Origin of the sequence: Streptomyces sp. NPDC093085, assembly GCF_040683935.1 — a bacterium.
Classification (GTDB): Bacteria; Actinomycetota; Actinomycetes; order Streptomycetales; family Streptomycetaceae; genus Streptomyces.
Genome location: NZ_JBFBFB010000013.1, coordinates 16,966 through 42,938 on the forward strand (window position 1 = coordinate 16,966; position 25,973 = coordinate 42,938).

Annotated in this window: 25 protein-coding genes; 8 read left to right on the top strand and 17 right to left on the bottom strand. The window is 71.4% G+C overall.

Going from position 1 to position 25,973, the window contains the following annotated elements:
* Window positions 1-205 precede the first annotated feature (205 nt).
* Complete coding sequence (hemB, locus tag AB0O07_RS28160) at window positions 206-1,195, top strand: porphobilinogen synthase (protein ID WP_365638316.1); 990 nt, start codon at window positions 206-208, stop codon at window positions 1,193-1,195.
* Here hemB and AB0O07_RS28165 read toward each other — a convergent pair.
* Window positions 1,192-2,250: an aldo/keto reductase gene (locus AB0O07_RS28165; RefSeq protein WP_365638319.1), complete on the bottom strand. Its 1,059-nt coding sequence runs from the start codon at window positions 2,248-2,250 to the stop codon at window positions 1,192-1,194. The two genes, hemB and AB0O07_RS28165, sit on opposite strands and share 4 nt — an antisense overlap.
* 144 nt (window positions 2,251-2,394) lie before the next feature.
* Between AB0O07_RS28165 and AB0O07_RS28170 the strand changes: the two genes are divergently transcribed.
* Window positions 2,395-3,045 carry a TetR/AcrR family transcriptional regulator gene (locus AB0O07_RS28170; protein ID WP_365638321.1) on the top strand — a complete coding sequence of 217 codons (651 nt, stop codon included), beginning with the start codon at window positions 2,395-2,397 and terminating at the stop codon, window positions 3,043-3,045.
* Window positions 3,046-3,104: 59 nt separating this feature from the next.
* On the opposite strand, the gene AB0O07_RS28175 is transcribed toward AB0O07_RS28170, so the two are convergent.
* From AB0O07_RS28175 to AB0O07_RS28195, 5 genes are all read right to left on the bottom strand, one after another.
* Window positions 3,105-4,319: a serine hydrolase domain-containing protein gene (locus AB0O07_RS28175; RefSeq protein ID WP_365638323.1), complete on the bottom strand. Its 1,215-nt coding sequence runs from the start codon at window positions 4,317-4,319 to the stop codon at window positions 3,105-3,107.
* A gap of 63 nt (window positions 4,320-4,382) precedes the next feature.
* Window positions 4,383-5,204: an alpha/beta hydrolase gene (locus tag AB0O07_RS28180; RefSeq protein WP_365638326.1), complete on the bottom strand. Its 822-nt coding sequence runs from the start codon at window positions 5,202-5,204 to the stop codon at window positions 4,383-4,385.
* 89 nt (window positions 5,205-5,293) lie between these two features.
* Entirely contained in the window at window positions 5,294-6,142 is an 849-nt protein-coding gene (locus AB0O07_RS28185) for a rhamnogalacturonan acetylesterase (RefSeq protein WP_365638329.1), read from the bottom strand.
* A gap of 100 nt (window positions 6,143-6,242) precedes the next feature.
* A complete protein-coding gene (locus AB0O07_RS28190) occupies window positions 6,243-6,482 on the bottom strand; it encodes a DUF397 domain-containing protein (protein ID WP_365638332.1) in 240 nt (79 codons plus the stop codon).
* Complete coding sequence (locus AB0O07_RS28195; protein ID WP_365638722.1) at window positions 6,479-7,306, bottom strand: helix-turn-helix transcriptional regulator; 828 nt, start codon at window positions 7,304-7,306, stop codon at window positions 6,479-6,481. Before AB0O07_RS28195 ends, AB0O07_RS28190 begins: the two co-directional genes overlap by 4 nt.
* 111 nt (window positions 7,307-7,417) lie before the next feature.
* Between AB0O07_RS28195 and AB0O07_RS28200 the strand changes: the two genes are divergently transcribed.
* Window positions 7,418-7,900, top strand: a complete 483-nt coding sequence (locus AB0O07_RS28200; RefSeq protein WP_365638334.1) for an ATP-binding protein — start codon at window positions 7,418-7,420, stop codon at window positions 7,898-7,900.
* Window positions 7,901-8,041: 141 nt separating this feature from the next.
* Here the strand turns inward: AB0O07_RS28200 and AB0O07_RS28205 are convergent, their stop codons facing one another.
* Window positions 8,042-8,755, bottom strand: a complete 714-nt coding sequence (locus AB0O07_RS28205) for a hypothetical protein (protein ID WP_365638335.1) — start codon at window positions 8,753-8,755, stop codon at window positions 8,042-8,044.
* Window positions 8,756-8,778: 23 nt separating this feature from the next.
* Complete coding sequence (locus AB0O07_RS28210) at window positions 8,779-9,813, bottom strand: alpha/beta fold hydrolase (RefSeq protein WP_365638337.1); 1,035 nt, start codon at window positions 9,811-9,813, stop codon at window positions 8,779-8,781.
* A 118-nt stretch (window positions 9,814-9,931) separates the two neighbouring features.
* Between AB0O07_RS28210 and AB0O07_RS28215 the strand changes: the two genes are divergently transcribed.
* A complete protein-coding gene (locus AB0O07_RS28215) occupies window positions 9,932-10,552 on the top strand; it encodes a TetR/AcrR family transcriptional regulator (RefSeq protein WP_365638724.1) in 621 nt (206 codons plus the stop codon).
* A 386-nt stretch (window positions 10,553-10,938) separates the two neighbouring features.
* Here the strand turns inward: AB0O07_RS28215 and AB0O07_RS28220 are convergent, their stop codons facing one another.
* Window positions 10,939-11,322 (bottom strand): helix-turn-helix domain-containing protein, encoded by a 384-nt coding sequence (locus AB0O07_RS28220; protein WP_365638339.1) that lies wholly within the window; start codon window positions 11,320-11,322, stop codon window positions 10,939-10,941.
* A 121-nt stretch (window positions 11,323-11,443) separates the two neighbouring features.
* Between AB0O07_RS28220 and AB0O07_RS28225 the strand changes: the two genes are divergently transcribed.
* Window positions 11,444-11,857, top strand: coding sequence for a RidA family protein (locus AB0O07_RS28225; protein ID WP_365638341.1), 414 nt, complete (start codon window positions 11,444-11,446; stop codon window positions 11,855-11,857).
* Between the two features lie 78 nt (window positions 11,858-11,935).
* On the opposite strand, the gene AB0O07_RS28230 is transcribed toward AB0O07_RS28225, so the two are convergent.
* From AB0O07_RS28230 to argS, 4 genes are all read right to left on the bottom strand, one after another.
* Complete coding sequence (locus tag AB0O07_RS28230) at window positions 11,936-12,385, bottom strand: VOC family protein (RefSeq protein WP_365638344.1); 450 nt, start codon at window positions 12,383-12,385, stop codon at window positions 11,936-11,938.
* An 80-nt stretch (window positions 12,386-12,465) separates the two neighbouring features.
* Window positions 12,466-13,752, bottom strand: coding sequence for a methyltransferase domain-containing protein (locus tag AB0O07_RS28235; RefSeq protein WP_365638346.1), 1,287 nt, complete (start codon window positions 13,750-13,752; stop codon window positions 12,466-12,468).
* 275 nt (window positions 13,753-14,027) lie between these two features.
* On the bottom strand, window positions 14,028-14,666 hold the full coding sequence (locus AB0O07_RS28240) for a helix-turn-helix domain-containing protein (protein WP_365638349.1): 639 nt from the start codon (window positions 14,664-14,666) through the stop codon (window positions 14,028-14,030).
* Between the two features lie 13 nt (window positions 14,667-14,679).
* The gene (argS, locus tag AB0O07_RS28245; protein ID WP_365638351.1) at window positions 14,680-16,515 is read right to left on the bottom strand and encodes an arginine--tRNA ligase; all 1,836 of its coding nucleotides are present in this window, start codon (window positions 16,513-16,515) and stop codon (window positions 14,680-14,682) included.
* 139 nt (window positions 16,516-16,654) lie between these two features.
* Here argS and lysS point away from each other — a divergent pair, with 139 nt between their 5' ends.
* The gene (lysS, locus tag AB0O07_RS28250) at window positions 16,655-18,454 is read left to right on the top strand and encodes a lysine--tRNA ligase (protein WP_365638353.1); all 1,800 of its coding nucleotides are present in this window, start codon (window positions 16,655-16,657) and stop codon (window positions 18,452-18,454) included.
* A 129-nt stretch (window positions 18,455-18,583) separates the two neighbouring features.
* Here the strand turns inward: lysS and AB0O07_RS28255 are convergent, their stop codons facing one another.
* Window positions 18,584-19,621, bottom strand: coding sequence for a LysR family transcriptional regulator (locus AB0O07_RS28255; protein ID WP_365638356.1), 1,038 nt, complete (start codon window positions 19,619-19,621; stop codon window positions 18,584-18,586).
* Between the two features lie 70 nt (window positions 19,622-19,691).
* Here AB0O07_RS28255 and AB0O07_RS28260 point away from each other — a divergent pair, with 70 nt between their 5' ends.
* A complete protein-coding gene (locus AB0O07_RS28260; RefSeq protein WP_365638358.1) occupies window positions 19,692-20,660 on the top strand; it encodes a DMT family transporter in 969 nt (322 codons plus the stop codon).
* 40 nt (window positions 20,661-20,700) lie between these two features.
* Here AB0O07_RS28260 and AB0O07_RS28265 read toward each other — a convergent pair whose 3' ends face one another.
* The 3 genes from AB0O07_RS28265 to AB0O07_RS28275 all read right to left on the bottom strand — a co-directional run bounded on the left by AB0O07_RS28265 (window position 20,701) and on the right by AB0O07_RS28275 (window position 24,526).
* Complete coding sequence (locus AB0O07_RS28265; protein ID WP_365638361.1) at window positions 20,701-22,284, bottom strand: DUF2637 domain-containing protein; 1,584 nt, start codon at window positions 22,282-22,284, stop codon at window positions 20,701-20,703.
* Window positions 22,285-22,513: 229 nt separating this feature from the next.
* On the bottom strand, window positions 22,514-23,404 hold the full coding sequence (locus tag AB0O07_RS28270) for a DUF3558 domain-containing protein (RefSeq protein ID WP_365638364.1): 891 nt from the start codon (window positions 23,402-23,404) through the stop codon (window positions 22,514-22,516).
* 195 nt (window positions 23,405-23,599) lie between these two features.
* Entirely contained in the window at window positions 23,600-24,526 is a 927-nt protein-coding gene (locus tag AB0O07_RS28275) for a DUF3558 domain-containing protein (RefSeq protein WP_365638366.1), read from the bottom strand.
* Between the two features lie 161 nt (window positions 24,527-24,687).
* Between AB0O07_RS28275 and AB0O07_RS28280 the strand changes: the two genes are divergently transcribed.
* A complete protein-coding gene (locus AB0O07_RS28280) occupies window positions 24,688-25,881 on the top strand; it encodes an RtcB family protein (RefSeq protein ID WP_365638369.1) in 1,194 nt (397 codons plus the stop codon).
* Window positions 25,882-25,973 lie beyond the last annotated feature (92 nt).

The following is a 25,973-nucleotide window of genomic DNA, read 5'->3' on the forward strand; positions in this document are numbered from 1 at the left end:
GTGCCCTGGTCGCGGAGGCGGCCGGGGCACCCCGTACCCGTATCCGCGCCGTATCCGCGCCGTCGGAGAGCCTCGGGCGGCGCGGTTTCCCGGTCGCGGTGTCGGCAAGGGCACCAGGCGCCCGGGGCTATGGTCGAAGGCGGCCCCCGTGCGCGTACAGCACCGGCAATGACAACCCCAGAGGGGCCTGAAGAGGCGACTGACGATGACTGAGTACGGTTCCTTCCCCGCCGCGCGCCCGCGTCGGCTCCGCGTCAACCCGGTGATGCGCCGGATGGTCGCGGAGACCCGGGTGCACCCGGCCGACCTGATCCTCCCCGCGTTCGTCCGCGAGGGCGTCGAAGCGCCGGTGCCGATCGCCGCCATGCCCGGCGTCGTCCAGCACACCCTGGACACGCTCCGGAAGGCGGCGGCGGAGGCGGTCGCCGCCGGGGTCTCCGGGATCATGCTCTTCGGCGTCCCGGAGGAGGCGAAGAAGGACGCGGCGGGCACCGCGGGCACCGACCCGGACGGCATCCTCCAGGTGGCCCTGCGCGCGGTACGGGCCGAGGTCGGCGACGACCTGCTCGTCATGTCCGACCTCTGCCTCGACGAGTTCACCGACCACGGCCACTGCGGGGTGCTGGACGCCCGGGGCCGCGTCGACAACGACGCCACGCTGGAGCGGTACGCCGAGATGGCCCAGGTCCAGGCCGACGCGGGCGCCCATGTGGTGGGCCCCAGCGGCATGATGGACGGTCAGATCGGCGTGGTCCGCGACGCGCTCGACACCATCGGCAGGGAGGACGTCGCCGTCCTCGCCTACACGGCGAAGTACGCGTCGGCGTTCTACGGCCCGTTCCGCGAGGCCGTCGGCTCCTCCCTCACGGGCGACCGCAAGACGTACCAGCAGGACCAGGCCAACTCCCGCGAGGCCCTCCGCGAACTCGCCCTCGACCTCGCGGAGGGCGCCGACATGGTCATGGTCAAGCCCGCGCTGCCCTACCTCGACATCGTGGCCAAGGTCGCCGCCGCGTCGGACGTGCCGGTCGCCGCGTACCAGATCTCCGGGGAGTACGCGATGGTCGAGGCGGCGGCCGAGAAGGGCTGGATCGACCGGGACGCGGCGATCCTGGAGACCCTGACGGCCATCAAGCGCGCGGGCGCTTCGATGATCCTCACGTACTGGGCGACGGAGGCGGCGCGCAGGCTCTAGGAGGCATCGACCTCGGACCTGGCGAGCGGGCCCGGGTTGAGGCGGGTGAAGCCCTCCTGGCGCTCGTACGGGAAGTACGGGTACGGCGCCGTCCTGGCGCTCGCGGCGTCGAGGCGCGCCGTCTGGCCGGGGGTGAGGCTCCAGCCGATGGCGCCGAGGTTCTGGCGGAGCTGCTCCTCGTCGCGGGCGCCGATGATGACGGAGGCGACGGTGGGCCGCCCCAGCAGCCAGTTGAGGGCGATCTGCGGAACGCTCCGGCCCGTCTCCTCGGCCACCTCGTTGAGGGCGTCGACCACGCGGTAGAGGTGTTCGTCCTCGACCGGCGGCCCGAAGTCGGCGGTGCGGTGCAGCCGGCTGGTGGCCGGCAGCGGTTGGCCACGGCGGATCCGCCCGGTGAGCCGCCCCCAGCCGAGGGGGCTCCAGACCAGCGCTCCGAGGCCCTGGTCGACGGCGAGCGGCATCAGCTCCCATTCGTAGTCGCGGCCGACGAGGGAGTAGTAGACCTGGTGCGCGACATAGCGCGTCCTGCCGTACCGCTCGGCGGCCGCGAGGGACTTCATCGCCTGCCAGCCGGAGAAGTTCGAGGCCCCGACGTACCGGACCTTGCCCGCCCGGACGAGGTCGTCGAGCGTGGCGACGACCTCCTCGACCGGGGTGGCGGCGTCGAAGGCGTGCATCTGGAACAGGTCGATGTGATCGGTGCCGAGCCGCCGCAGGGCGCTCTCGCACGCGGCGATCAGCCGGGACCGCGAGGTGCCCGCGTCCCCGGGCCCCTCTCCCGTGGGCAGCCCGGTCTTGGTGGAGATGATCACCTGGTCCCTGCGCCCCTTGACGGCCTGCCCGAGCACCTCCTCGGAGGCGCCGTCGGAGTAGACGTCGGCGGTGTCGAACATCGTGACCCCGGCGTCCAGGCAGATGTCCACCAGACGGCGCGCCTCCCGGACATCGGTGGTGCCCCAGGCGCCGAAGAGCGGCCCCCGGCCGCCGAAGGTGCCGGCGCCGAAGCTCAGGGCGGGGACTTTGAGGCCGGATGCGCCGAGGCGGCGGTATTCCATGGGGTCCTCCTCCTTCTTTTCTTCTTCTTGCAGGAGCGGTTGGTGCGCTCGGTTAACGGTTCCGCTCGGTTAACGGTTCCGTGGTTCCGTTAGGGTGGAGTCAACGTAACAGGTGCAGGCGATTAACGAAACCGGAGTCCCGTTATGGAGCGTGAGGGTCGCGAAGGTCGCGAAGGCCGCGAGGGTGGTACGGATGCGGACCCGGGGACCGTCCGGCCCGGAGGGCGTACGGCGCGGGTGCGGGAGGCCGTGCTGCGGGCGGCCGGGGACAGCCTGGCCGAGCAGGGCTTCGGAAACCTGGACCTGGCCGATGTCGCGCGCCGCGCCGGCGTGGGCAAGACGACCGTCTACCGCCGCTGGGGAACCGTGACCGGCCTCGTCGCCGACCTGCTGGCGGACATGGCCGAGCAGTCGCTGCCGCGCGCCGAGACCGGCTCGCTGCTGGGCGACCTCACGGCCAACGCCCGGCTGGTCCGGCGCACCCTGGCCGATCCGCGTCAGGGCGCGCTGTTCCGCGCGGCGATCGCGGCGGCCACCTACGAGGCGGAGACGGCCGGGGCCCTGCGCCGCTTCTACGCCGTCCGGGTCGCCGAGTGGTCCCCCTGCGTCGAGCAGGCCGCCGCCCGGGGCGAGGTCCCCGAGGGCACCGACGCCGCCGAGGTGATACGCGCCGTATCGGCGCCGCTCTACTACCGGCTGCTGATCAGCGGCGAGCCCCTGGACGAGGCGGCGGCGGACCGTGCGGCGGAGGCGGCGGCGGTCGCGGCACGCGCGGGGGCGTACGTACGGAGGTGACGTACGGGCGGGGGCGTCCGGGGGCGTCCGGGGGCGTCAGGGGGCGTTCGGGGGTGGGATCAGGCCCGCCGGCCCGCGTCCGCCGCGTACCGCCAGAAGTCGCGCATCAGGACGGGCGGGACCGGGCTGGTCATCGCGACCTGGCTGAGCAGGACCGTGACCGCGCCGGTGGACGGGGTGAGGTGGAGCGCGGTCCCGGTGCCGCCGATCCACCCGTACCGCCCCGGTACGCTCCAGGGCGACGACTCCGCGACATCCACCGAGCCGCCGAACCCCCACCCCTGCCCCTCGGTGAAGAGCCCGCTGGCCGTGCGCTGCGCCGGGGTGAGGTGGTCGGTGGTCATCAGGGCCACGGACTCCGGCGAGAGCAGGGTCTCGCCGCGCGCGGAGACCCCCTTGGCGAGCAGCATGCGGGCGAAGGCCAGCAGGTCGTCGGCGGTGGAGACCAGCCCGCCCGCGCCCGAGGGGAAGGACGGCGGGGTGGCCCACTGCCCGCCGGGCGGGTCGGACAGGGCGAGCCCCTCGCCGGTGCCGTCGTCGCCGTTGGTGCGGTGGTAGTAGCTGGGGAAGCGGTGGAGCTTCGCGGCCGGTACGGAGAACCCGGTGTCCGCCATCCCGAGCGGCCCGAAGAGCCGCTCGGCCAGGAACTCCGGCAGCGGGCGCCCCGAGGCGCGGGCGATCAGGACGCCCTGGATGTCCGAGCAGGTGTTGTACAGCCACCCCTCGCCCGGCTGGTGCACCATCGGCACCCGGGCGAGCTTCGCCATCCACTCGTCCGGCGTCACCGTGTGCTGCGGCTGGGGCGTGCCCTGGTTCAGCTCCGACATCAGGAGCTGGACGGCGGGCAGCGAGAAGTCGGTGGGGAAGCCGTACCCGGCGCGGAAGGTCAGCAGGTCGAAGACGGTGACCGGCGCGGCGGCCGGTACGGTGTCGTCCACCGCCGCCTCGGGGGTACGGACCACACGCGGCGCCGCCAGCTCCGGCAGCCAGGGCGCGACCGGGTCGTACAGCCCGATTCGGCCCTCGTCCACCAGCGCCATGACGGCGGCGGCGACGAGGGGCTTGCTGACGGAGGCGACCCGGAAGATCGTGTCCCGGGCCATCGGAGCCGACCCCTCCGTATCCATCGCCCCGACGGCCGCGACCTCCGCCTCGGGCTCCCGCCTGTTCCTGCCCCCGGGGGCCACGAGGGCGACGGCCCCCGGGACGGCTCCCCTGGTGACGTGCGGGGCGAGGACATCGTGCAGGGTGGTGGTGGCAGCGGGTCGGTTCATACGGGACACCTTCTCCGGGCGGCGGGGACCTTCGGTGAGGAAGACCCCCGCCGCGCCGGGAACTCATCGGACCGGCGGTGCCTCCTCCAGGGCCTCCAGCGCCGCCGCGATCACCGTGTCCGGGGCGTCCCGGTACAGGGAATGCCCCGCCCCCTCCACGACCGACCACCGGAAGGTGCCACCGCCGGCCTGCTCGATACGGCGCCCCAGGTCCGGGCCGAAGACCCCGTGCCGGGCCGGGTCGGCGGCGAGGAGGGTGACGGGGTGCGGATAGGCGGCCAGTTCCTTCTCGTACGACCAGGGTGCGTTGCCCCGCAGGAAGCTGTCCACGACGTACGGCGTGGTCCGCCGCGCGGCCTGCGCCTTGAGGAAGGCGTCCTCGGGGTGCCAGGTGGGGTTCTGCCTCAGCATCTGCTCGGGGTCGGCGTCGCGCACCTCGGCGGAGACCGAGCCGACGAACGCCTCGACCACCTCTTCCCGTACCGCGATGGGCGGATCGAGCAGCAGGAGCCGCCGTGCCCAGCCGGGGTCGGCGTGCGGAGCCGTGGCGGCGGCGGTGGCGACCAGCCCGCCGAGCGAGTGCCCGACGACGAGATCCCACTCCGGGGCCCCGTGGCCGGGCGGCCTCAGGGCCAGTACGTCGGCGACGAACCCGCCGATGTCGTAGCGCACGGTCCGGGGCGCGAGCCCGTGCCCGCGCAGGTCGGGAGCGGTCACCGAGCACCCGGCCGAGGCGAGCGCGTCGGCCACGCGCCACCAGCAGGCGGCGGCGGAGGTGAGCCCGTGGAGCAGCAGGACACGCCGGGGCGCGTCCTGCTGCCCCCAGTGGAGCACGGGCAGTTGGACGGGGGCGGGAGCGGCGGTGTGATCAGGGGTGTGATCCATCGCGCCATGGAAGCACGGCAGGAGCGAGGCGCGGGAGCCCCGTCTCAGACAGCGGCGCCCCGGACAGTGGCATACCGGACAGCGGGGCTTCAGACGGCGGTGTTCCTGACCTCCCCGGAGATCGGCAGCCCGAGCCGCGCCACGGCCTGGGCGACCAGCCGGGACATCTGGGTGGCGCCGTACTCCTGGAAGTGGGTGTCGTCCGAGATCCCGTTGGGGAAGTTCGGGTACTGCCCCGGGTTGAGCCAGAGGAAGACGTTCTTCGACGCCTCGATCCCGATGCTGTTGAGGTACGCCCTGCTGAGCGCCGACAGGTCCACCAGCGGCGCCCCCTCCTCGGCGGCGACGGCCTTGGCGGCGTCCACGTACGCGGGGAACGACACGTTGAACTGCCCGGTGGACGCGTTGTACGACCGCCGCGACACGGGGGTCACGATGACGGGGGTGGCGCCCCGGGCCCGCGTACCCCGGATGTAGTCGTTGCGGAGGTACTCCTTGTAGTCGGCGGGCGAGGTGTAGCGCTCGGCGTTCCCGACGGTGGCGTCGTTGTGCCCGAACTGCACGAAGAGGTAGTCGCCGGGCGCGATCACCTGATGGATGGCGGCAAGCCGCCCCTGCTCGATGAACGACCGCGAACTGCGCCCGCCGATGGCCCGGTTGGCCACGGTGACGCTGGACGAGAAGAACCCGGGCAGCGTCTGCCCCCACCCGGCCTGCGGGTAGTAGCCGGAGTTGTACGTCTGCGCGGTGGAGTCACTGGCGATGTAGAGCGTGCCGGTGGCGGAGGCACGGGGTGTCTGTGCGGTACGGGCGGAGGCGGTACCGGGCAGCCCGAAGGCGGCGGCACCGGCGGCGCCGAGGGCGGCGGCGGTCCCGAGGAGGAACCGCCGGCGGTCGGCGCTGTGACGGGCATGGCTGTTACGGAAGGCGGGAGGCATCCGGAACTCCTGACGGGGTGGGGGGTGTTGCCGTCGTCAGCCGGATGTCGCCGCCGGGGGCGGAAAGGTTGGCGCGGGGCGCCGCTCAGTTCAGTTCAGCTCAGTTCGCCGCGTACGGGGTGAAGGCGGCCCAGGCGCCGGGGGCGAGGGTGAGGACGGGGCCGGTGGGGTTCTTGGAGTCGCGGATGTGGATGGCGTGGGGGCAGGGGGAGACCTCGACGCAGTCGCCGCCTTCGCTGCCGCTGTGGCTGGACTTCCGCCAGGCGTAGGCGACTTCGAGGCAGTCGCCGCCTTCATCGCCGCTGTAGCTCGACTTGAACCACTCAAGCGCGGTGTTCATTGCTCTCCTCGGATACGGTCCAGCAGGTCCAGGGAGTCTTCGGGGGTGAGGGCCTGTGCTCGCAGCATTGCATATTTACGGGCCAGGATGGACACCTCGTCGGGGTCGGCAACCCACTGACTGCCGCGCTGAGTCTCGTGGTAGGCGAGGTGCTGGTGGTCGGGGGTCTCCAGGAGGATGAAAGGACCGTTGAGGCCGGCATGAGATGTACGGTTCAGCGGCAGGAACTGGATCGAGACGTCCGGCAGTTCGGCGCAGGCGCGCAGGTGATCCAATTGCTCGGCGAAGACCTGCGGTCCTCCGAGGGGCTGTCGGAGGACCGGTTCCCAAATGACAAAGCTGGCTGTCGGCGGGAACTTCTGGTGCAGGATCTTCTGGCGCTGCATACGGGCGATGGTCTTGGTTTCGATCTCATCGTCGTCGAACACTGGAACGCGGCTACGGAAGACCGCTCGTGCGTAAGGCTCGCTCTGGAGCAGTCCAGGCAACACCTGATTCTGATACGAGGATAGGGTGATCGCTTCGCGTTCGTGGTCCACCAACTGCTCGGCCCAGAGCGGGAACAGGTCGATCTCCGGCAGTTTGGCGAGCCCTGCCGACAATGCGCCTTTGGTGTCGAGCAGCTCGTCAAGAAGTGCGGCAAGGTCTGTCTTGAGAGGTCGCCTTCCGGCTTCGATCGAACGGATAGTCTCCTCGTCAAGGTTGACGAGTGCGGCGAGTTCCCTCTGTGTGTGCCCAGCGGCCCGGCGGTACACCGCCAACTGCGCGCCAAGCATCTGCATCGCGGATGTGTTCTTCTTTTTCGGACGGCTCCGGGGGTTCATGTTGCCCAACTTCCCACGGTGTTCGGTACGTGATCCTTGTGGACAGGTACGCGTAATCCGTACCGCGCCACACACTGTTCAAGAGTAATCACCCTCCGTGACATTCGGAAGGTGAATGCGACAAGCCACCATTGTGTGATAAGAGAACGATTCTTCCGTCGTGACCGGCAGTCCGTCCCCGCAGCCAGGAAGTTCACGCACCGGGCCTTGGCTGACTGGGAGTTGGTCGAGGGCTTCCGCTCCGCAGACGTATTGCTCTGCGTAAGCGAGCTTTCGACTAACGCCCTGCTGCACGGCGTTCCGCTCGGGAGGGGTTTCCGGTTGTTCCTGCGTTACGGCGGTGACGTCGTCCGCGCCGAGGTTCACGACAGTGGGCCCGGGGTGCCGCGCATTGTGGACGCGGAGGACGGGGAAGGCGGGCGCGGGCTGCTTCTGGTGGCGGCGTTCGCGGACCGGTGGGGGGTGAGTGAACGTAACCCCGGCAAGGTGGTCTGGTGCGAATTCGACGTACGGCCCGAGGAGCGGGTGGATCCGCTGCACCCCGCGTTCCGTGAACGGGCCAAGGTGTGGACGCAGTTGACGCCCGGGGAGTGAGAGTGGGTTCTCCCGGGGCTCGCTGAAAGGGGCGGGGGCGCGGTCCGGCCGTATCCGTACGGTGTCGGGCCGCGCCGCGCCTCGCCGCACCACGCCTCGTCGCCCCGCGCCGCGCCTCGTCGCGCGGGTGGGCGAGCCCGTTCAGGCGTCGGGGTTCTTGCCCTCGGCGGTCTTCTTGATCCGGTCGAGCTGGAGTTCGGCGAGATCGCCGTAGGGCTGCTCCTCGCGGAGGTCCTGGCTCTCGACGGCGACGAGGAGTCCTCCGACCCGCATCATGATCCTGGTCCGGTCGCCGGTGAAGGCGTCTGTTTCGTCCGCGTTCAGGGTGAGCTTCAGCGGCTTCGGTTCGGCGCCGTTGGCGGTGGCCGAGCGGCGTTCTTCGGCGGCCAGTCCCTTCAGGGCGGCCTTGGCGTCGTCCGAGGTACGGAAGGAGTAGATCCGGAACTTGACCTCGGGGGACCTGCTCTCGTACGCGGGGAACTTGTCCGGGCTGATGTGGGAGGTGCCCAGGGCGACGAACCTGCCGCAGGCCGCCTTGGTGTCCTGCTGGCAGTTCATCAGGCCGTTGTCGAGGTCGATCTTGGGGTCGGAGCCCGTCCACCCTTCGGGCGCGCCTGGCTTGCTCATCAGGGCCGTGCTGATCTGGTCGGAGGTGAAGGTGATGGGTGCCTCTGGCAGGCCGTCGACGGTCCCTGTCGTATTGCCGCCGCTCGTGTCGCTTCCTCCTCCACCGCTGCCGCCGCTGCCGCCGCTGCCGCTTCCTCCGTTGCTGCTGCCGCAGGCGGTGAGGGCTGTGAGCAGGGCGATTCCGATGGTGATCCCCCGTAGTGCCTTGAGCACGTCAACCTCATTCATATGGAGAGCAATTGAGCGACGCCTCATCGTAGGGAGTGCGGGGCGGGGGAGTCCGTGAGGTCTGTGCCGTCCGTACCATCCGTGCCGTCCGAGCCGTCCGAGCCGTCCGTGCCTTCCATGAAGTCCAGCATGAGGTGGTTGACCTGGTCGGCGTGGTCGATCTGGGGGCCGTGGCCGGTGTCGCCGACGATGACGGCGCGGGCGGTGGGGGCGAGGCGGGGGACGCGTTCGACTTGGCGGTGGGGGTGGAGGAGCAGGCTGCGCTTTCCGAGGACGAGGTGCATCGGGGTGCGTATGCCGGAGAGTTCGGCGTCGGTGAGGGGGAGGGGTGCGGGGCGGCGGATGCGGAAGGCGCGGGTGCCGGCCCGGATCATGGCGCGGAGTTCGGGGACGACCAGGACGGGCTGGCCGAGCCAGGCGGCGAGCCGGGGGCGCAGCGGGGCCGGGGCGAAGGTCGCGAAGAGGCTGACGAAGATCCAGGCGAAGAAGCGCAGCCCGACTTTCTCCAGGCCGCCGGGGTCGAGGAGGGTGACGGAGGCGAGGCGTTCGGGCCTGCGGTGGGCTTGGTTGAGGGCGAGCCAGCCGCCGTACGAGGAGCCGACGAGGTGCACCTGGTCGAGGTGGAGCGCGGCGAGGGCTTCGTCCATCCACTGGGCGGCGCGCTCGGGCTGGTGGATGGGGGCGCGCTGGACGCTGCGGCCGGGGTCGCCGGGGGTGTCGAGGGCGTAGACGGTGCGGGCGGCGCTGAGGGCGGGGGTGTTGGGGTACCACATGGCGGAGCAGGAGCCGGCGCCGTGGATGAGGACGATGGGGGTGGGGTCGTTCGAGTCGGTGGGGGCGGTGAGGGCGGTGGTGCCTGTGGTGTCTGTGCTGTCCCTGGTGTCTGCGGGGTCGTAACGGTAGACGTGGGTGGTCCCGAAGGAGGTTTCCACGTCCCATTCCTGGGAGGGGGGCGCCCCGAGGGCGTAGACGGCGTCGCAGGCGGCGAAGTAGTGGTCGCGGCGGGCGTCGCTGACGTAGCGGCCGACATGCGGGTTCACGGACTTGGGCACGGGCACCTCCGGGTACGGGGCGGCTCCTTTATGATACGAACGTATCACGATGGTGGTACGCCCGTACCAATAAGGGGTGCGGGGGTGTGGGGCGCGGGGCGCGGAAGTGGGCGAGGAGCTGATGGTGCCGAAGCGGGTGGACCATGCGGAACGGCGGACCGAGATCGCGGAGGCGCTGGTCCGGGCGTCGGGGCGGCTGGGCCTGCATGCGGTGGGGATGCGGGATGTGGCGGCGGAGGCGGGGGTGTCGCTCCGGCTGGTGCAGTACTACTTCGAGTCCAAGGAGAAGTTGCTGCTGTTCGGGCTGCGGCATGTGACGGAGAGGTTCGGGCAGAGGGTGGCCGAACGGGTCCGGGCGGCCGGGGCGGACCCGGGTCCGCGAGCGGTGGTGGAGGCGCTGCTGTGGGCGGCGCTGCCCGTGGACGAGGAGAGCAGGGTTTTCCACCACCTGTACACCGCGTACGCGGTCCTGGCGATGACCGATGAAACGCTGGCGGCCCAGCCGTTCATCCGGGACCCGGATGCGGCGGAGCTGGCCGTGACCGACCTGCTCACCAGGGCGGAGGCGGAGGGATCGCTGCGCCCGGGGGTGGACCCGGGGGCGGAGGCGGTCGGCCTCCTGGCGATGTCGGCGGGCCTGGGCACGAGCATCCTGGTGGGCCAGCGGACCGAGCACTCCGCGAGGGAAACCCTCACCTACCACCTGAACCGAATCTTCGCGGGGGCGGGGGCGGGGGCGGGCTGAGCCTGCTGGCTGGGACTCAGGCCCCGCTGATCACCCGCCGTTGTCGCCCACCCCGGCTACGGCCGAGAGGTAGCCAGGGTGATCCCGGGTGCGGAGGCTCGGCTCTGAAAAAGGTGGGCCGAAGGCTCCGTCTGGCTTTGGCTTGTCGCTTGTCGCGTACGGGCCCGCCCATCTGGTGCCCCGGGGTTGGCGGGGTGGGCCGGGATCGGCTGCGGGGGCACGTGCGCGAAAAGCGACAACCAGACGGAGCCTTCGGCCCTTTCTTTTCAGAGCTGATGCCCCGTACTCGGGATCACCACGGATACCTCTCGGCCGGAACCGCTCGCCGCACGACGAACAGTGACCAGCGGGGCCTGAGCCCCGGCTTGCTCGCCGAAGCGGGCGCGTTACTCGCCGAAGCGGTCGCGTGCGGTTTCGATGTGGCCGAGGTACTGGTGGGTCCAGCCGCAGATGGCGTCGACCGTGGTGCGCAGGGCGAGGCCCGGTTCGGTGAGGGTGTACTCGACCTTTGGCGGCACGGTGGGGTGCACCTTCCGGGCGACCAGGCCGTTGCGCTCCAGCATGCGCAGGTTCTGGGTGAGCATCTTGTGGCTGATGCCCTCGACCTCGTTCCGCAGTTCGCCGAAGCGCAGGGTGCGTTCGCCCAGCGTCTCGATGATCAGGAGCGCCCACTTGTTGGCGACGTCCGAGAAGATCTCCCGCGCCAGGGAGTCCGCGCGCCGCAGGTCCGCGTCCTCGGGGAGGCCCTTGAGCTGCTGCTTGGTCACCATGAGGTTCCTTAGTCACGAAAAAGTGCGTTCTTCCAGGTCAGGACTTACTCTCCTATGGTTCCTGGGTAACCACAAGAGAGCGGCCAAGGTCGCTCGGAGCGAACCGGGAGAGGTAAGTACCGTGACAACTGCTGAGACAGCCACCGACGTCTTCCATCACAACGTGCCGGCCGAGAGCGACTTCGGCTATTCGCAGGCGATCAGGTCCGGCGATCTGATCCATGTCTCCGGGCAGCTCTCGTTCTCCGAGGCCGGTGAGCTGCTGCACGCGGGCGACTTCGCGGCGCAGCTCAAGCAGACGTACGTCACCATGGACAAGGTCCTGGACCACTACGGGGCGACCCGGAACCAGATCGTCTCGCAGACCCTGTACGTGGTGGACCTGCTGCGGAACGCCACGGCGACGACGGAGGGGAACCGGGGGTACTTCGGTGAGCACCGCCCGGTCAGTACGGTCCTCGGGGTGAGTGAGCTGACCTTCCCCGGGCAGTTCATCGAGATCAGCTTCATCGTCGACACGAAGCTGCCCGCCTGAGTCGGCCGGTCGCCCGCCCGGGTGAGCCGACGGGCCGCCCGGGGTGCAGGGGCGTACGGGCGTAGGGGGGGCGGGGCGTCAGGATCGTACGTACGGCCGGGTCATGACCTCCATGTTGTGGCCGTCCGGGTCGTTGAAGTAGGCGCCCCGGCCCCCGAACAGGGTGTTCGTACGGTCGGGTTCGGTGTGGCCGGGGTCGGCGAAGTAGGTGATCCCGGTCGCCTCCAGGCGGGCGACAGCGGCGTCGAAGCGTTCGTCGGGGACGAGGAAGGCGTAGTGCTGCGACTGGATCGGGCGGTCCTTCATCTCGTAGTAGTCGAGCGTCACGCCGTTGCCGAGGTCGATCGGCAGGAACGGCCCGAAGGGGGCGCCGACCTCCAGGCCCAGGACCGAGGCGAGGAAATCGGCGGAGCGGCGGCGGTCGCTCGCGTAGACGATGGTGTGGTTGAGCTGGACGCCTGCCGTCTGTGGTTGCGGTTGCGGCTGCGGATGTGTCGGCTTCTGTGGCTGCGGCTGCGGCTCGGACATGGGGGTGTCTCCGTCTCGGGGAGGGGTGGGCTGTGCCGTTACGCGCTCGCGCCGTCACGTGCTCATGCGCTCGGGCGACCCTAGTGTCCGTCACATACCGGGGCAGTGCGGTCCATTGGCCGCGATACGGGGTGGTTCGGGGTGTCGAGCCAGACGTACTGGTGCGTGGGGGTGACCGTGAGGCCGTAACGGGTGCGGGCGGGCGACCCGGCGCGCCGCCACCAGCCGTACGCCTCCCGCACCTCGTCCCAGAGGGCGCGGGGGCCGTGCTGCTGGAGGGGGTGGGTCCCGGCACCCGGTACGTAGTCGACGCCGGCCCAGGATCCCGTGGCGTGGTCGGCCAGCCAGAGGGTGAACTCGCCCTCCGGGCCGTGGCCGACGCTGTACCGGCAGCCCGGGACGAGGACCCCCGCCGTGAACGTGGCGTCCTCGTCGCCGAAGACGGCGCGGGGGTCGAGGCCGGTGGCGGCGGGGGCGGTCCCCGTGGCGGGGTGGGCGCGCACGGTGGCCATGACGTCGCGGTGGGGGATCTCGCCCCGGTTCCACATGAACGCGGAGTCCCCGATGACCGGGCCGCTCGCGGTGGCGGGATCGGTGGTGGCGGGATCGGTGGTCCGGGTGAGGCGTAGGAGGACGCCGTTGTACAGGCCCGTGCCCCAGGGCAGGACGATGACCCCGCCGGGGGCGGTCTGCTCGACCAGGGCGTGCGGCACCGTATGGAGGGCGCAGGTCACGATCGTACGGTCGTACGGTGCGTATGCGCTCGCGCCCTGGGTGCCGTCCCCGGTGTGGACGGTGGGGGCGTGTCCGGCGGCTTTGAGGTTCGCGCGGGCGGTGTCCGCGATGCGGGGGTCCACCTCGACGGAGACGACGTTGCGGTCGCCCAGGCGGTGGGAGAGGAGCGCGGCGTTGTAGCCGGTGCCGGTGCCGATCTCCAGGACGCGTATGCCGTTCGTGCCGGTGCCGCCCGCGCTCACGCTGTCCGTACCGGCGACGTCCCTGTCGATGTCGAGGGCGTCCAGCATCCGGGCGACGATGCGGGGCATGCTGGCGGAGCTGACGGGGACGCGGGCGGTTTCGGTGCCGTCGTCCGTGAGGTGCGGGTCCTCGACGTGGGTCACGAGGGCACGGTCCTCGTACGCCAGGGTGTGCCACCGGGCGGGGTCGGCGGCGCGGTCCACCGGGTGGTAGCCGCCCTCGCCAGGGGCCTCGCCCCGGCTCCCGCCCCGGACCCAGATCCGGTCCGGGAGGAACCGCGCGCGGTCGACCTGGGCGAAGGCGTCACGCCACGCGGGGGCGAGGTGGCCCTCTCGGGTCAACTGGGCGGCGAGGGCGGCGGCGGAGCCGGGGGAGCCGTCTCCGTTCACCGCTTCGGTGTCTCCGGGCGCTTCGGATCGGCCGGGGGGATGGGCCTCTCGGGCTTGTGGCCGTCGCTTTCCGCGGTGTCGGGCTTTCCGCTGTGCTTGCCGGCCATCCGTGCCTCCTTCACGTAGCGAATCACCTAGCGTGATGGAACATATCGGAGAGTGTCGGATCGGGGGAGAGGGTGCCGGGGGGGCGATGGTTGCGCGGGGTGGTGACGGGGGCGCGTACCGCCCCCTCCGGCCTGCCCGAATCTCCGGCGCGGGCCGCCTGGTCTCCGTTACGTCGGTGGCGTGCGCAGGCCCGCGATCAGGAGGGTCACCAGGCGGCGGGCGTCGTAGCCGGGGGTGGAGTCGGCGCCGATGCAGAGGTTGCCCACGCCTCGGAGCAGGGCGTAGGCCGTCAGGTCGGGGAGATCGGGGTGGTCGGGAAGGCCGGGGTGGGCGGGGTGGGCCAGGTGGATTTCTCCGGAGGCCTTGGCGGCGGTCAGGAGGGTTTCGCAGACCGGGAGCAGGCGGTCCAGGAAGTATGTGTGCAGCGTCGCGAAGCCCGCGTTGTCCGCCTGGAGGACCGCCGCCAGGCCGTGCTTCGTGACCAGGAAGTCCACGAAGAGGTCGATCCACTCGGTCAGGGCCGTGTAGGGGGTCGGGGAGGCGGCGAGAAGGGCCGGGCCGGCTTCGGCGCAGGCGTCCACCTGGTGGCGGTAGACCGCGATGATCAGGTCGGCCCTGGTCGGGAAGTGGCGGTAGATCGTGCCCATGCCGACGCCCGCCCTGGCCGCGATGTCCCGTACCGGGGCCTCCACGCCCGACGTGATGAAGACGGCCGCCGCCGCGTCCAGCAGGGTCTGCTGGTTGCGGCGGGCGTCTTTTCGTCTGGAGGGGGAGGAGGGAGAAGGAGGGGTGGGGGTGGAGGGCACTTTTGCCTCGCCTTCAGAGGCGTTCCGGGGCCTCGATGCCCAGGAGCGCCAGGCCCTGCTTCAGGGTGCGGGCCGTGATGTCGCAGAGGAAGAGGCGGTTCTCCACCACCTTGGCCGGGTTCTCCTCGCTCAGGACATGGCACTGGTCGTAGAACGTCGTGAACAGCGACGCGAGCTGGTACAGATACGCGGCCAGCTTGTGCGGCTCGTACGACGCGGCGACCTCGGCCAGGACCTCGCCGAACTGGTCCACATGGAGTCCGAGCGCCCGCTCGGCGGGAGCCAGGGCGAGTTCCGGGTGGGGTACGGGGGCGACGGTGCCCGCCTTGCGGAGGATGGAGCGGATCCGGGCGTGCGCGTACTGGATGTACACGGACGTGTCGCCGTTCAGCGAGACCATCTGGTCCAGGTCGAACTTGTAGTCCCGGGCCGCCGACGTCGACAGGTCGGCGTACTTCACCGCGCCGATGCCGACCTGCTCGCCGTTCGTGACGATCTCGTCCTCGGAGAGGCCGATCTTCTCCGACTTCTCCCGCACGACCGCCGTCGCCCGCTCGACCGCCTCGTCCAGCAGGTCGACCAGGCGCACGGTCTCGCCCTCGCGGGTCTTGAAGGGCTTGCCGTCCTTGCCCAGGACCGTACCGAAGGCGAGCTGGACCGCCGTGACCTCGTCGTTCAGCCAGCCGGCCCGCCGCGCCGTCTCGAAGACCATCTTGAAGTGCAGCGACTGGCGCGCGTCCACGACGTACAGGAGCGTCGTCGCGTCCAGGTTCCCGACCCGGTCGCGGATCGCGGAGAGGTCGGTGGCCGCGTAGCCGTAGCCGCCGTTCGTCTTCTTGACGATCAGCGGGACCTGGTTGCCGTCCGGGCCCTTGACGTCCTCGAAGAAGACACAGAGCGCGCCCTCGGAGCGGACCGCCACCCCGGACTCCTCCAGGATCCGGCAGGTCTCCTCCAGCATGTCGTTGTAGCCGGACTCGCCGACGATGTCGGCGTCCCGGATCTCCATGCCGAGCTGGTCGAAGACCGAGTAGAAGTAGATCTTCGACTCGTCGACGAAGCGCTGCCAGAGGGCCAGGGTCTCCTCGTCGCCCGCCTGGAGGTCCACCACCCGGTCCCGGGAGCGGGCCTTGAACTCCTCGTCGGAGTCGAAGAGCGCCCGCGCCGCCTTGTAGAGGCGGTTCAGGTTGGACATGGCGGTTTCGCCGTCCGAACCGGCCCCACCGTCGGAATCGGCCCCACCGTCCGAACCGGCCCCACCGTCCGAACCGGCAGCGGTACTCGCGGCGGCCTCGTGGTCGAGTTCGTGCGGGTGCTCGATCAGGTACTGGATGAGCATGCCGAACTGGGTGCCCCAGTCCCCGATGTGGTGGCGCCGTACCACCTTCTCGCCGGTGAACTCCAGGATCTCGACCATCGCCGCGCCGATCACCGCCGAGCGCAGATGCCCGACGTGCATCTCCTTCGCGACATTCGGCTGCGCGTAGTCGATCACCGTCGTGCCGGGCGCCGCCGCGGGCGCCACGCCGAGCCGGGCGTCCGCCGCGCGGGCCGCCAGCGTCTCGGTGATCGCCCGGTCCGTGACGGTGATGTTGAGGAAGCCGGGGCCCGACACCTCGATCTCCTCGATCAGGCCGGGCGCCGTGAGCGCCGAGACGACCTGGGTGGCCAGCTCGCGCGGGTTGCCCTTGAGCTTCTTGGCGAGCGCCAGGATGCCGTTGGCCTGGTAGTCCGCACGGTCGCTCCGTCGCAGCAACGGGTCCGCGGAGCCCGCCTCCGGCAGAGCGGCCGAAAGGGCGTCCGCGAGGCGCTGATCGACGGTCGAGGCGAGGGAAGTGACCGGGGCCATGGGCTGGGTGCCGTTCCTGTCGGGGAAAGTAAGTTTTCCCAGTATCCCATGGGGGAACAAGCCGTTTTCGCTCTGTCGGTGGTACCTGGGAGAATGGCGGACGCCAGGCTGTTTGGGCGAGCGTACGAGAAAGAAGGACGTGCCGATCGTGGCTCAGAGCAACGAGACCGACTGGGTCTCCCGTTTCGCGGACGAGGTCATCGCCGAGGCGGAGCGACGTGCACCCGGTACGAAAACAGTGGTCGTCGCGTCCGGACTCTCCCCCTCCGGCCCCATCCACCTGGGCAACCTGCGCGAGGTCATGACCCCGCACCTGGTCGCGGACGAGATCCGGCGGCGCGGGTACGCGGTGCGGCACGTGCTCTCCTGGGACGACTACGACCGGTACCGCAAGGTCCCGGCCGGCGTCCCGGGTACGGACGCCTCCTGGGCCGAGCACATCGGCAAGCCCCTGACCTCGGTGCCGGCCCCGGCCGGCTCGCCGTACCCGAGCTGGGCCGAGCACTTCAAGGCCGCGATGAGCGCGTCGCTGGCCGAGCTGGGCGTGGAGTACGACGGGATCAGCCAGACCGAGCAGTACACCTCCGGGGTCTACCGGGACCAGATCCTGCATGCGATGAAGCACCGGGCGGAGATCGACGCGATCCTCGACCGGTATCGCACCAAGGACAAGGACAAGGGGGAGGGCAAGGAGAAGGGCGCCGGGAACGGCAAGGCTCCTCAGAAGGGCCAGGGCCAGGGCCAGAAGCAGGGGCAGAAGAAGCCCGAAGAAGGGGAGCTGGAGGCCGCCGAGGGGTCCGGGGCCGCCGCCGAGGACGACGGGAGCGGCGGGGCCGGCGGGTACTTCCCGTACAAGCCCTACTGCGGCGGCTGCGGCAAGGACCTGACCACCGTCACGGCGTACGACGACGCGACGACGGAGCTCACGTACACCTGCACCGCGTGCGGCTTCTCCGAGACGGTCGCGCTGAGCGAGTTCAACCGGGGCAAGCTGGTCTGGAAGGTCGACTGGCCGATGCGCTGGGCGTACGAGGGCGTGGTCTTCGAGCCCTCCGGCGTGGACCACTCCTCGCCCGGGTCGTCGTTCGTGGTCGGCGGGCAGATCGTCCGCGAGGTCTTCGGCGGGGTGCAGCCGATCGGACCGATGTACGCGTTCGTCGGCATCTCCGGGATGGCGAAGATGTCGTCCAGCAAGGGCGGTGTGCCCACCCCGGCCGACGCGCTGAAGATCATGGAGGCGCCGCTGCTCCGCTGGCTCTACGCGCGCCGCCGCCCCAACCAGTCCTTCAAGATCGCCTTCGACCAGGAGATCCAGCGGCTGTACGACGAGTGGGACGCCCTGGAGCGCAAGGTCGCCGACGGCACCGTCCTGCCCGCCGACGCCGCCGCGTACGCCCGGGCCACCACCACGGCGGCCGGGGAGCTGCCCCGGACGGCGCGCCCGCTGCCGTACCGGACGCTCGCCTCCGTCGTGGACATCACGGCCGGCGCCGAGGAGCAGACCCTGCGCATCCTCAGCGAGCTGGACCCCGAGCACCCGCTCGCCTCGCTGGCGGAGGCGCGGCCCCGGCTCGACCGCGCGGAGAACTGGATCACCAGCCAGGTCCCGGCCGAGGCGCGCACCATCGTGCGCGAGGAGCCGGACACGGAGCTGCTCGCCTCGCTGGACGACGAGGGGCGCGAGTCGCTGCGGCGGCTGCTCGACGGGCTGGACAGTCACTGGTCGCTGGACGGGCTGACGACCCTGGTCTACGGGGTGCCGAAGGTGATGGCGGGCCTGGAGCCGGACGCCAAGCCGACACCGGAGCTGAAGGTGGCCCAGCGGGCGTTCTTCGCGCTGCTCTACCGGCTGCTGGTGAGCCGGGAGACCGGGCCCCGGCTGCCCACGCTGCTGCTGGCGGTGGGGGCGGACCGGGTGCGGAAGCTGCTGGGCGCCTGAGGCGCCTGAGGCGTCCGGGACATCCCGGCTGTCCGGGACGTCCGAGAGGTACGCGGAAGGGCCCTGCTCCTTGGAGCGGGGCCCTTCCGGCTGTCGGTGGGCCGGCGGGTGGGGCGGGGTGGCGCGCTGTCACGGGTGCGGGTGCTTTTCGGGGGCGCCTTGCCCTGGTCGGGTCCGCAGGGCGGCGGCGCGCTCCTGGAGGGCTTCGAGCAGGGCGCGTACGGGGGGCGTGGGCGATGTGGAGGGCGTGCCCGGCGTGCCTGGCGCGGTGTAGGCGCCGATGTACCGCGTGGCGGTGGGCGTGACGGGCAGCGCGCGGGTGTCGTCCCGGTCCTCGACGGCCAGGGAAGGGATGAAGGCGATTCCGACCCCTGCCGCGACAAGGGCCTGCATGAAGCGGAAGTCGCCGGCCCGGCAGACCACTTGGGGTGTGAGGCCGTTCGCGGAGGTGAGCGCGTCGATCGCGTCCCCCGGCAGGTCCCATCCGTGAATCCAGGGTTCACCGGCGACGTCTTCGAGCCGGGCCGCCCGGCGCGAGGCGAGCCGGTGGCCGGCCGGTACGAGCAGGCGGAGCTCGTCGTGGACGAGTGGGTGATACGTGGCGCGGAGCACGGCGTCCTGCCAGCTCGCCGGGGGGCGCTTGGTGTTGAAGTGATAGACGAGGGCCATGTCGGCGCGGCCGTCGCCGAGGGCGGCGAGCGCCTGGGCGGGCTCTGACTCGATCACCGTCGTGCCGCCGGGCGGGCTGCTGCCGAGCAGATCGGTGTCGCCGGGCAGGCCGTTGTGGAGGTCTCCGTCCGTGGCGTGGTGCGCCCTCGGCGTGGCCAGGGCGGCGAGGGCGGGCGCGAGCAGGAAGGTGCCCGCACTGGGGAAGGTGGCGACGGTCAGCGAGGACGGGCCCTGGTCACGGAGGTGGGCCAGCGTCCGGTGGGCCCGGTGCAGTTCACCGTGGACAGCGTCGGCGGTACGCGCGAGGACCTGGCCCGCGGGGGTGAGGGTGACGCCCCGGGTGCTCCGTTCGAAGAGCCGCAGCCCGGCGGCGCGTTCGAGGGCCGCCATCTGCTGGGAGACCGCCGAGGGGGTCATACGCAGTGCCTGGGCCGCGCGGGCGAAGCTTCCCCGGTGGGCCACTTCGCGCAACAGGGCGAGCCGCTGCACCTCGATCATCAGCTCTCCTTACCGTGCGATGAGCAATACCGTACTTCTGCTTACCGTTCGGCGCTGCCAGCCTGGCCGCATGATGTCCGACATACGAGGGTCCGGCGTACGAGGGTCCGGCGTACGAGGGCTGCGGGACTTCGATCCGCGTGAACGCTCCGGGGGCGCTCTGGCTCTCGGGGCGGTCTGCCTCATCGGAGGGTCCGTCGCGGCCGCCCCCCACCTGCACGGCTATCCGCTCATCGGCGGGCAGGCCGTCCGCTACGGGCTGGCGACCGTCTTCCTGCTGCTCTGGGCCCGTATCCGCCGGCACACCTTCGTACGGCCCTCCCCCGGCCAGTGGGCGTGGGTCTTTCTGCTGGCCGCGACCGGGATGGCGGGGTACGGGGTCGTGCTCGTCCATGCCACTTCGACGGCCTCCCCCGGCACGGTCGGTGTCGCGCTGGGCGCCGCGCCCCTGGTCATCGTCCTGGTCCGGTCCCTGCTCGCCCGGGTCCGCCCCTCCCGGGGGCTGGTGGCCGGGGCGCTCCTGGTGGCGTGCGGGTCCGCCGTGGCGCAGCTCTCCATGGGGGGCGGGGTGGAGTGGAGTGCGCGGGGGTTCGGGTGGTCGGGCCTGGCGCTCGCCGGCGTGTGCGCGGTCACGCTGCTCGGTGCGCCCGCCACCCAGGCGCTCGGACCGCTGACCGCCACCACCTACGCGTGCGCACTCGCCTCGGGGCTGCTCTTCCTGACCGCCGTGATCACGGGTTCGGTCACCGGGGGCCCCGTGCTGCGGCGGCCCAGCGGCATCGAGTCAGCGGCACTGGTCTTCCTCGCCCTCGGCGTGACCACCGTCGTCTTCCTGATGTGGTACGGCGCCGTCGAGCGGCTCGGAGCCGGCCGGACCGGTCTCTTCAACGGCCTCGTCCCGACGGCCTCCCTCCTGGCGCTGTCCGTGACCGGCACGGCGACCGCCACCCCCGGCCAGATCACGGGCTCCGTGCTGGTCCTCACCGGTGTCCTCCTCGGACTCCGGGGCGGCATACGGCGCGGCGCGGCCGAGCGGTGAACGGGGCAGGCGGGAGCGGGGGTGCGGGGCCGGGGAGCGGTCAGGCGATGTACTCGCTGCTGTCCAGCTCCGCCTGGTAGCGGGCGCCGAAGTCCTTGAGGTACGGCTTGAGGGAGTTCTCGCTCAGGGGGTTTCCGCCGCGGCCCGTGATGCCGTACAGGTCCATCAGGTAGATGCCGAACTGGCGGGGCGTCGGGAAACCGCCGTACTCGTTGGAGTACTTGCGGAAGGCGCTGAAGTACGCCTCCTCGCGCGAGATGTCGTCCGGGAGGCCCGAGACCGGCTGGTCCTCCGCCGGCTCCTCGGGCTGCTCCTGGCCCGCGAGCTGGTCCTGGGGGAGGTGCTGGGGGGACTGGCCCGGGATGCCTCCCAGGGGGCGGCGGTTACGGGCCGGGGCGGGGGCCGGGGCGCCGTCGAGGGCGTCCTCGGGGCCGGAGGGGACCCGTACGGGGGTGGACTCAAGCCCCTCGACGTACGTCGGGTTGTACGCGCCCTCGTACGCGCCCTGAGGGGCCTGCGGGGCGGCGAACCAGGGGCTCACCACCGGGGGGCTCACCTGGCCCCCCTGGGGCTGCTGGTCCTGGTGCTGGGGCTCCTGTCCCTGGTTCTGCCCCTGGTCCTGCGGGACGTGGGGGAGGGGCGCCGGCTGCTCCTGCCGTTGGCCCTGCCGCGATTCGTCCTGCGGTGCCTGTTGCTGGTTCTGCTGCTGGTCCTGTCCCAGGTCCTGCTGATGGCCCTGCTGCTGGTCCTGCTTCTGGTCCTGCTTCTGGAGCAAGGGCGGCTGCCCGGCGGGGAGTTCGGCCTGCGGTGCTTCCACGGCCGGTATCCCGCCCTGGCCCTGGGGGAGTTCGGGGCGTTCGGAGAGGTCGGTCCGCTGCCCGGACGCCGTCTGCCCGGCCTCCGTCTCCGCCGGCGGGGCCGGGGGGAGCAGTACGGGTTCGATCCCGGCCGCCGCGAGACCCGAGGGGGCCGTATCGGCGAGCGGGACGCCGAACTTGGCGAGCCGCAGCGGCATCAGCGCCTCGATGGGCGCCTTGCGCTTCCAGTTGCGGCCGAACCGGGCCTGGAGGCGGGACTGGTAGATCAGCCGGTCCTGTTCGAGCTTGATGACCTGTTCGTACGAGCGCAGCTCCCACAGCTTCATCCGGCGCCACAGCATGAACGTGGGGACGGGCGAGAGCAGCCAGCGGGTCAGCCGTACGCCCTCCATGTGCTTGTCCGCGGTGATGTCCGCGATCCGGCCCACCGCGTGGCGCGCCGCCTCGACCGAGACGATGAAGAGGACCGGGATCACCGCGTGCATGCCGACGCCCAGCGGGTCCGGCCAGGCCGCCGCGCCGTTGAAGGCGATCGTCGCCGCCGTCAGCAGCCATGCCGACTGGCGCAGCAGCGGGAACGGGATCCGCATCCAGGTCAGGAGCAGATCGAGGGAGAGCAGGACGCAGATGCCCGCGTCGATGCCGATCGGGAAGACCAGCGAGAACTGGCCGAAGCCCTTCGCCTCGGCGAGTTCGCGTACGGCGGTGTAGGAACCGGCGAAGCCGATCGCGGCGATGATCACCGCTCCCGTGACCACGACCCCGATGAGTATCCGGTGCGTACGTGTCAGCTCCATCGCGGCCACCCGCGATCCCCTCCCCCTTTTCGGCGTCAGGTACGTGCTGTCCTGACGTCATCTGGCGGGCACAGCCTCGCACATGCGTGCGGGGGGTGCGGTGCGGGGCGCGGGGAGCGGCCCTCGGCGGAGGGCCGCGTTCCACGCGAAAAGGGAGGAATGGCCGGTGGTCGCCCCTGCTTCTCCCGAGGTCGACGGGGCGTGCGGGGAGCGCGGGGCGTGCGGGGTGTGAGGGGGATTACTCGGAGTCCGCCTTGCCGTCCGACGCGACGGGCGCGCCGGAGGAGTCCTTCCCGTCGGAGCCCCCGGAGCCGGAGGATCCCTCGGACGGGCTCGCCTCGGGGTCCTTCGTGGCGCCGGAGCCCGTGGAGCTGCCGGAGGAGGGGGTGGAGGAACCGGCGCCGGTGCCGTCGGCGCCACCAGCCGCGCCGCCGGAGATGGCGGCCACGACCTCCTTGGCCGCGGTCACGGCGTCCTTCGCCATGTCGGCGGTGCCGGGGGACTTGGCGCCCGCGTACCCCGCGCCGTTGTAGGTGAGGGTGAGGACGATGTTCTCGGTGCGGGCCACGACGGTCGCGTACGAGAAGTCCTCGCCGGTCTTCTTGAGCGTGTACGTGACGGTGCTCGCCTCGTCGCCGATGCCCGAGCCGGGGGCCGTCCTGACGTCCTTGGCCTCCTCGGTGCCCTGGGCGCCCGCGAGCTCCTTCGCGTAGTACTCCCCGGCGCGCTTGGCGCCGCTGCCGAGGGAGGCGTCGGAGTCGTACCGCAGGAGGGAGACGTCGAGCCAGCGGTACTGCGAGCCCTTGACGCCCTTGTCGTCCAGGCCGTTCCAGGAGCAGTTGGCGCGGGTGGCGAGGTCGCTGGACTTGCCGGCCGTACCGCTCTTGCTCTTGGCCTTCGGGACGAGGGCGTCGACCGTCTTGGCGGAGACGGTCTTGCACGCGTCGGGCAGCTCGGCGTACTTCGCGGGGATGACGGTGGGGGACGGGGCGCTGGTGGGGGTGGTGCCGGAGGAGTCCGCGTCGCCCTTGTCGTCGGAGCCGGACGAGCAGCCGGCTGCCGCGAGCAGCACCGGGACGGCGGCGCAGGCGGCGAGTATGCGGGAGAGTCGCGAGGCTGATCGGTGCATGGTTCCTTCAGAGTTCCTTGAGTCCACGGGGACGGTTCGTGGTCGGTGGGGACGATTCGCGGTCGGTGGGGACGGTTCGCGGTCGGTTGCGCGGCCACCGTAACCGGCGCGGCGCCTCCGGTGGGGCGAGTCGGTCCGGTCGGACCCCGCCTCCGGGGCGGGTCCGGCCGGTCGCAGGCCGGTCGTCGGCCGGTGCTAGTCGTTGAGCTCGTCGACGAGCGTACGGGCCAGTCCCTGGGCCTTGTCCTGGAGTTCCTTGCTGTCGGGGACCTCGGTGGCGAGGGCGGGCTGCTCGGCGTACCGGATGGTGACGATCACGTTCGATGTGCGGAACACCACGCTCACGGTGCGGCGCTGGGCGGCGGAACCGGAGCGGGCGAGGACGTCGTCGAGGAAGGCGGCGTCGCCGATGGAGGTGAGGACGCGGGGTTCGAGGCCGTCGGAGCCGGGCGCGGAGCCGGAGGGGGCGTCCGAGGGGGAGCCGGAACCGGAGGGCGAGGGCGACCCGGAGGCGGAGCCGGAAGGGGCGTCGGAGGGGGCGTCGGAGGGCGAGACCGTCTGCGTACCGGAGTTTCCGGAGCCGCCGGAGTTGCCGGAGGGACCGGCCGGCCCGGTGGCACTGGGGGATCCGCCGGACCCGGACCCGGACCCGGTCGGGGTGGGGTCGGCGGGGGCGAGGTGGGCGTCCGCCTGCTTCTTCTCGTAGACCTCCTGCGCGCGGTCGTCGTCGCTCACCGCCGGGTCGTACGAGACGACGCGCTCGACGTCGATCACGAGCGTGTTCGAGGCGGCCGGCGAGTCGGCGCGCCAACTGCACCCCACGCGGCGGTCCGTGTCGTACGTCACGGCCGCGGTGCCCCGGTACGTCTTCTCCTGCTGGTCCGCGGTGAGCGTGGCGGCCCCCGGCAGCAGGTCCTTGAGCGTGGCGCGCGGTACGGTGCCGCAGGCCTCGCGCAGGGTGCGGTACTTGCCGGGCTGCGCCACGGTCGCCCCGGCGGTCTCGCCGGTCTTGGAGTCACCGGCCGCGCCGCCGTCACCGCCGCCGGCCGAGCAGCCGGCGACGGCCGCCACGAGGAGCGCCGCCAGGCCGGGTACGTACGCGCGTCGCGCCTTGAACTGCACGGTCCCGGGCTCCCTTCTCGCCAAAACTGTTTGCCGCCGGATGGCGGTCGATGGACACAATGTCTATCGCACGCGATGCCGTCGACGCCGGTCGGCCTCCCTTTCTGGCCGCTTTGGCTCCGGTTTTTGCGTTTTCTGACTTTCGGGGGAATTGAGGGGTTATGTCGTACGTAGAGATGCCGGGCGCGCGGGTGCCCATCCGGATGTGGGCGGACCCGGCGACGGTCGAGGACGGCGCGCTGCGGCAGCTCCAGAACGTGGCCACGCTGCCCTGGATCAAGGGCCTGGCCGTCATGCCGGACGTGCATTACGGCAAGGGCGCGACGGTCGGCTCCGTGATCGCGATGCACGGCGCGGTCTGCCCGGCGGCGGTGGGTGTGGACATCGGCTGCGGCATGTCGGCCGTGAAGACGTCCCTGACCGCGAACGACCTCCCGGGCGACCTGTCCCGGCTCCGCTCCAGGATCGAGCAGGCCATCCCGGTGGGCCGGGGGATGCACGACGACCCGGTGGACCCGGGCCGGCTGCACGGGTTCCCGACGGCGGGGTGGGCGGACTTCTGGGAGCGCTTCGGGGGAGTCGCCGAGCAGGTCAGGTTCCGCGAGGAGCGCGCGGTGAAGCAGATGGGGACGCTGGGCGCGGGCAACCACCACATCGAGGTCAGTCTCGATTCCCAGGGCGCGCTGTGGCTCACCCTGCACTCCGGTTCGCGGAACATCGGCAAGGAGCTGGCGGAGCACCACATCGGCGTGGCGCAGAAGCTGCCGCACAACCAGGGGCTGGTCGACCGGGACCTGGCCGTCTTCGTCACGGACACGCCGCAGATGGGGGCGTACCGGAACGATCTCTTCTGGGCGCAGGAGTACGCGAAGCACAATCGCGCCATCATGATGGGGCTGCTCAAGGACGTGATCCGGAAGGAGTTCAAGAAGGCCCGGGTCACGTTCGAGCAGGAGATCTCCTGCCACCACAACTACGTGGCGGAGGAGCGGTACGACGGCATGGACCTGCTGGTCACCCGGAAGGGCGCGATCCGAGCGGGCAGCGGGGACTTCGGGATCATCCCGGGCTCCATGGCGACCGGTACGTACATCGTGAAGGGGCTCGGGAACGCCGCGGCCTTCAACTCCGCCTCGCACGGCGCGGGTCGGCGGCTGAGCCGTAACGCGGCGAAGCGGCGGTTCTCGACACGGGATCTGGAGGAGCAGACGCGGGGCGTGGAGTGCCGCAAGGACTCCGGTGTCGTGGACGAGATCCCGGCGGCGTACAAGCCGATCGAACAGGTCATCGACCAGCAGCGGGACCTGGTCGAGGTGGTGGAGAAGCTGAAGCAGGTGGTCTGCGTCAAGGGCTGAGCCCGTGGACGGGCCTGGCGCGCCCCGGGCCGGCCCCGGCATGTCCCGGCGTGTCCCGGCGTGCCCCGGGCCGGGCGGGGCGCGCCGGGGCC

What these genes read in the sequence shown, in the direction of transcription:
- hemB (WP_365638316.1), top strand. Translation starts at nt 206, where the DNA reads ATGACTGAGTACGGTTCCTTCCCCGCCGCGCGCCCGCGTCGGCTCCGC.
- AB0O07_RS28165 (WP_365638319.1), bottom strand. Translation starts at nt 2,250, where the DNA reads ATGGAATACCGCCGCCTCGGCGCATCCGGCCTCAAAGTCCCCGCCCTG.
- AB0O07_RS28170 (WP_365638321.1), top strand. Translation starts at nt 2,395, where the DNA reads ATGGAGCGTGAGGGTCGCGAAGGTCGCGAAGGCCGCGAGGGTGGTACG.
- AB0O07_RS28175 (WP_365638323.1), bottom strand. Translation starts at nt 4,319, where the DNA reads ATGAACCGACCCGCTGCCACCACCACCCTGCACGATGTCCTCGCCCCG.
- AB0O07_RS28180 (WP_365638326.1), bottom strand. Translation starts at nt 5,204, where the DNA reads ATGGATCACACCCCTGATCACACCGCCGCTCCCGCCCCCGTCCAACTG.
- AB0O07_RS28185 (WP_365638329.1), bottom strand. Translation starts at nt 6,142, where the DNA reads ATGCCTCCCGCCTTCCGTAACAGCCATGCCCGTCACAGCGCCGACCGC.
- AB0O07_RS28190 (WP_365638332.1), bottom strand. Translation starts at nt 6,482, where the DNA reads ATGAACACCGCGCTTGAGTGGTTCAAGTCGAGCTACAGCGGCGATGAA.
- AB0O07_RS28195 (WP_365638722.1), bottom strand. Translation starts at nt 7,306, where the DNA reads ATGAACCCCCGGAGCCGTCCGAAAAAGAAGAACACATCCGCGATGCAG.
- AB0O07_RS28205 (WP_365638335.1), bottom strand. Translation starts at nt 8,755, where the DNA reads ATGAATGAGGTTGACGTGCTCAAGGCACTACGGGGGATCACCATCGGA.
- AB0O07_RS28220 (WP_365638339.1), bottom strand. Translation starts at nt 11,322, where the DNA reads ATGGTGACCAAGCAGCAGCTCAAGGGCCTCCCCGAGGACGCGGACCTG.
- AB0O07_RS28230 (WP_365638344.1), bottom strand. Translation starts at nt 12,385, where the DNA reads ATGTCCGAGCCGCAGCCGCAGCCACAGAAGCCGACACATCCGCAGCCG.
- argS (WP_365638351.1), bottom strand. Translation starts at nt 16,515, where the DNA reads ATGGCCCCGGTCACTTCCCTCGCCTCGACCGTCGATCAGCGCCTCGCG.
- AB0O07_RS28255 (WP_365638356.1), bottom strand. Translation starts at nt 19,621, where the DNA reads ATGATCGAGGTGCAGCGGCTCGCCCTGTTGCGCGAAGTGGCCCACCGG.
- AB0O07_RS28260 (WP_365638358.1), top strand. Translation starts at nt 19,692, where the DNA reads ATGATGTCCGACATACGAGGGTCCGGCGTACGAGGGTCCGGCGTACGA.
- AB0O07_RS28270 (WP_365638364.1), bottom strand. Translation starts at nt 23,404, where the DNA reads ATGCACCGATCAGCCTCGCGACTCTCCCGCATACTCGCCGCCTGCGCC.
- AB0O07_RS28280 (WP_365638369.1), top strand. Translation starts at nt 24,688, where the DNA reads ATGTCGTACGTAGAGATGCCGGGCGCGCGGGTGCCCATCCGGATGTGG.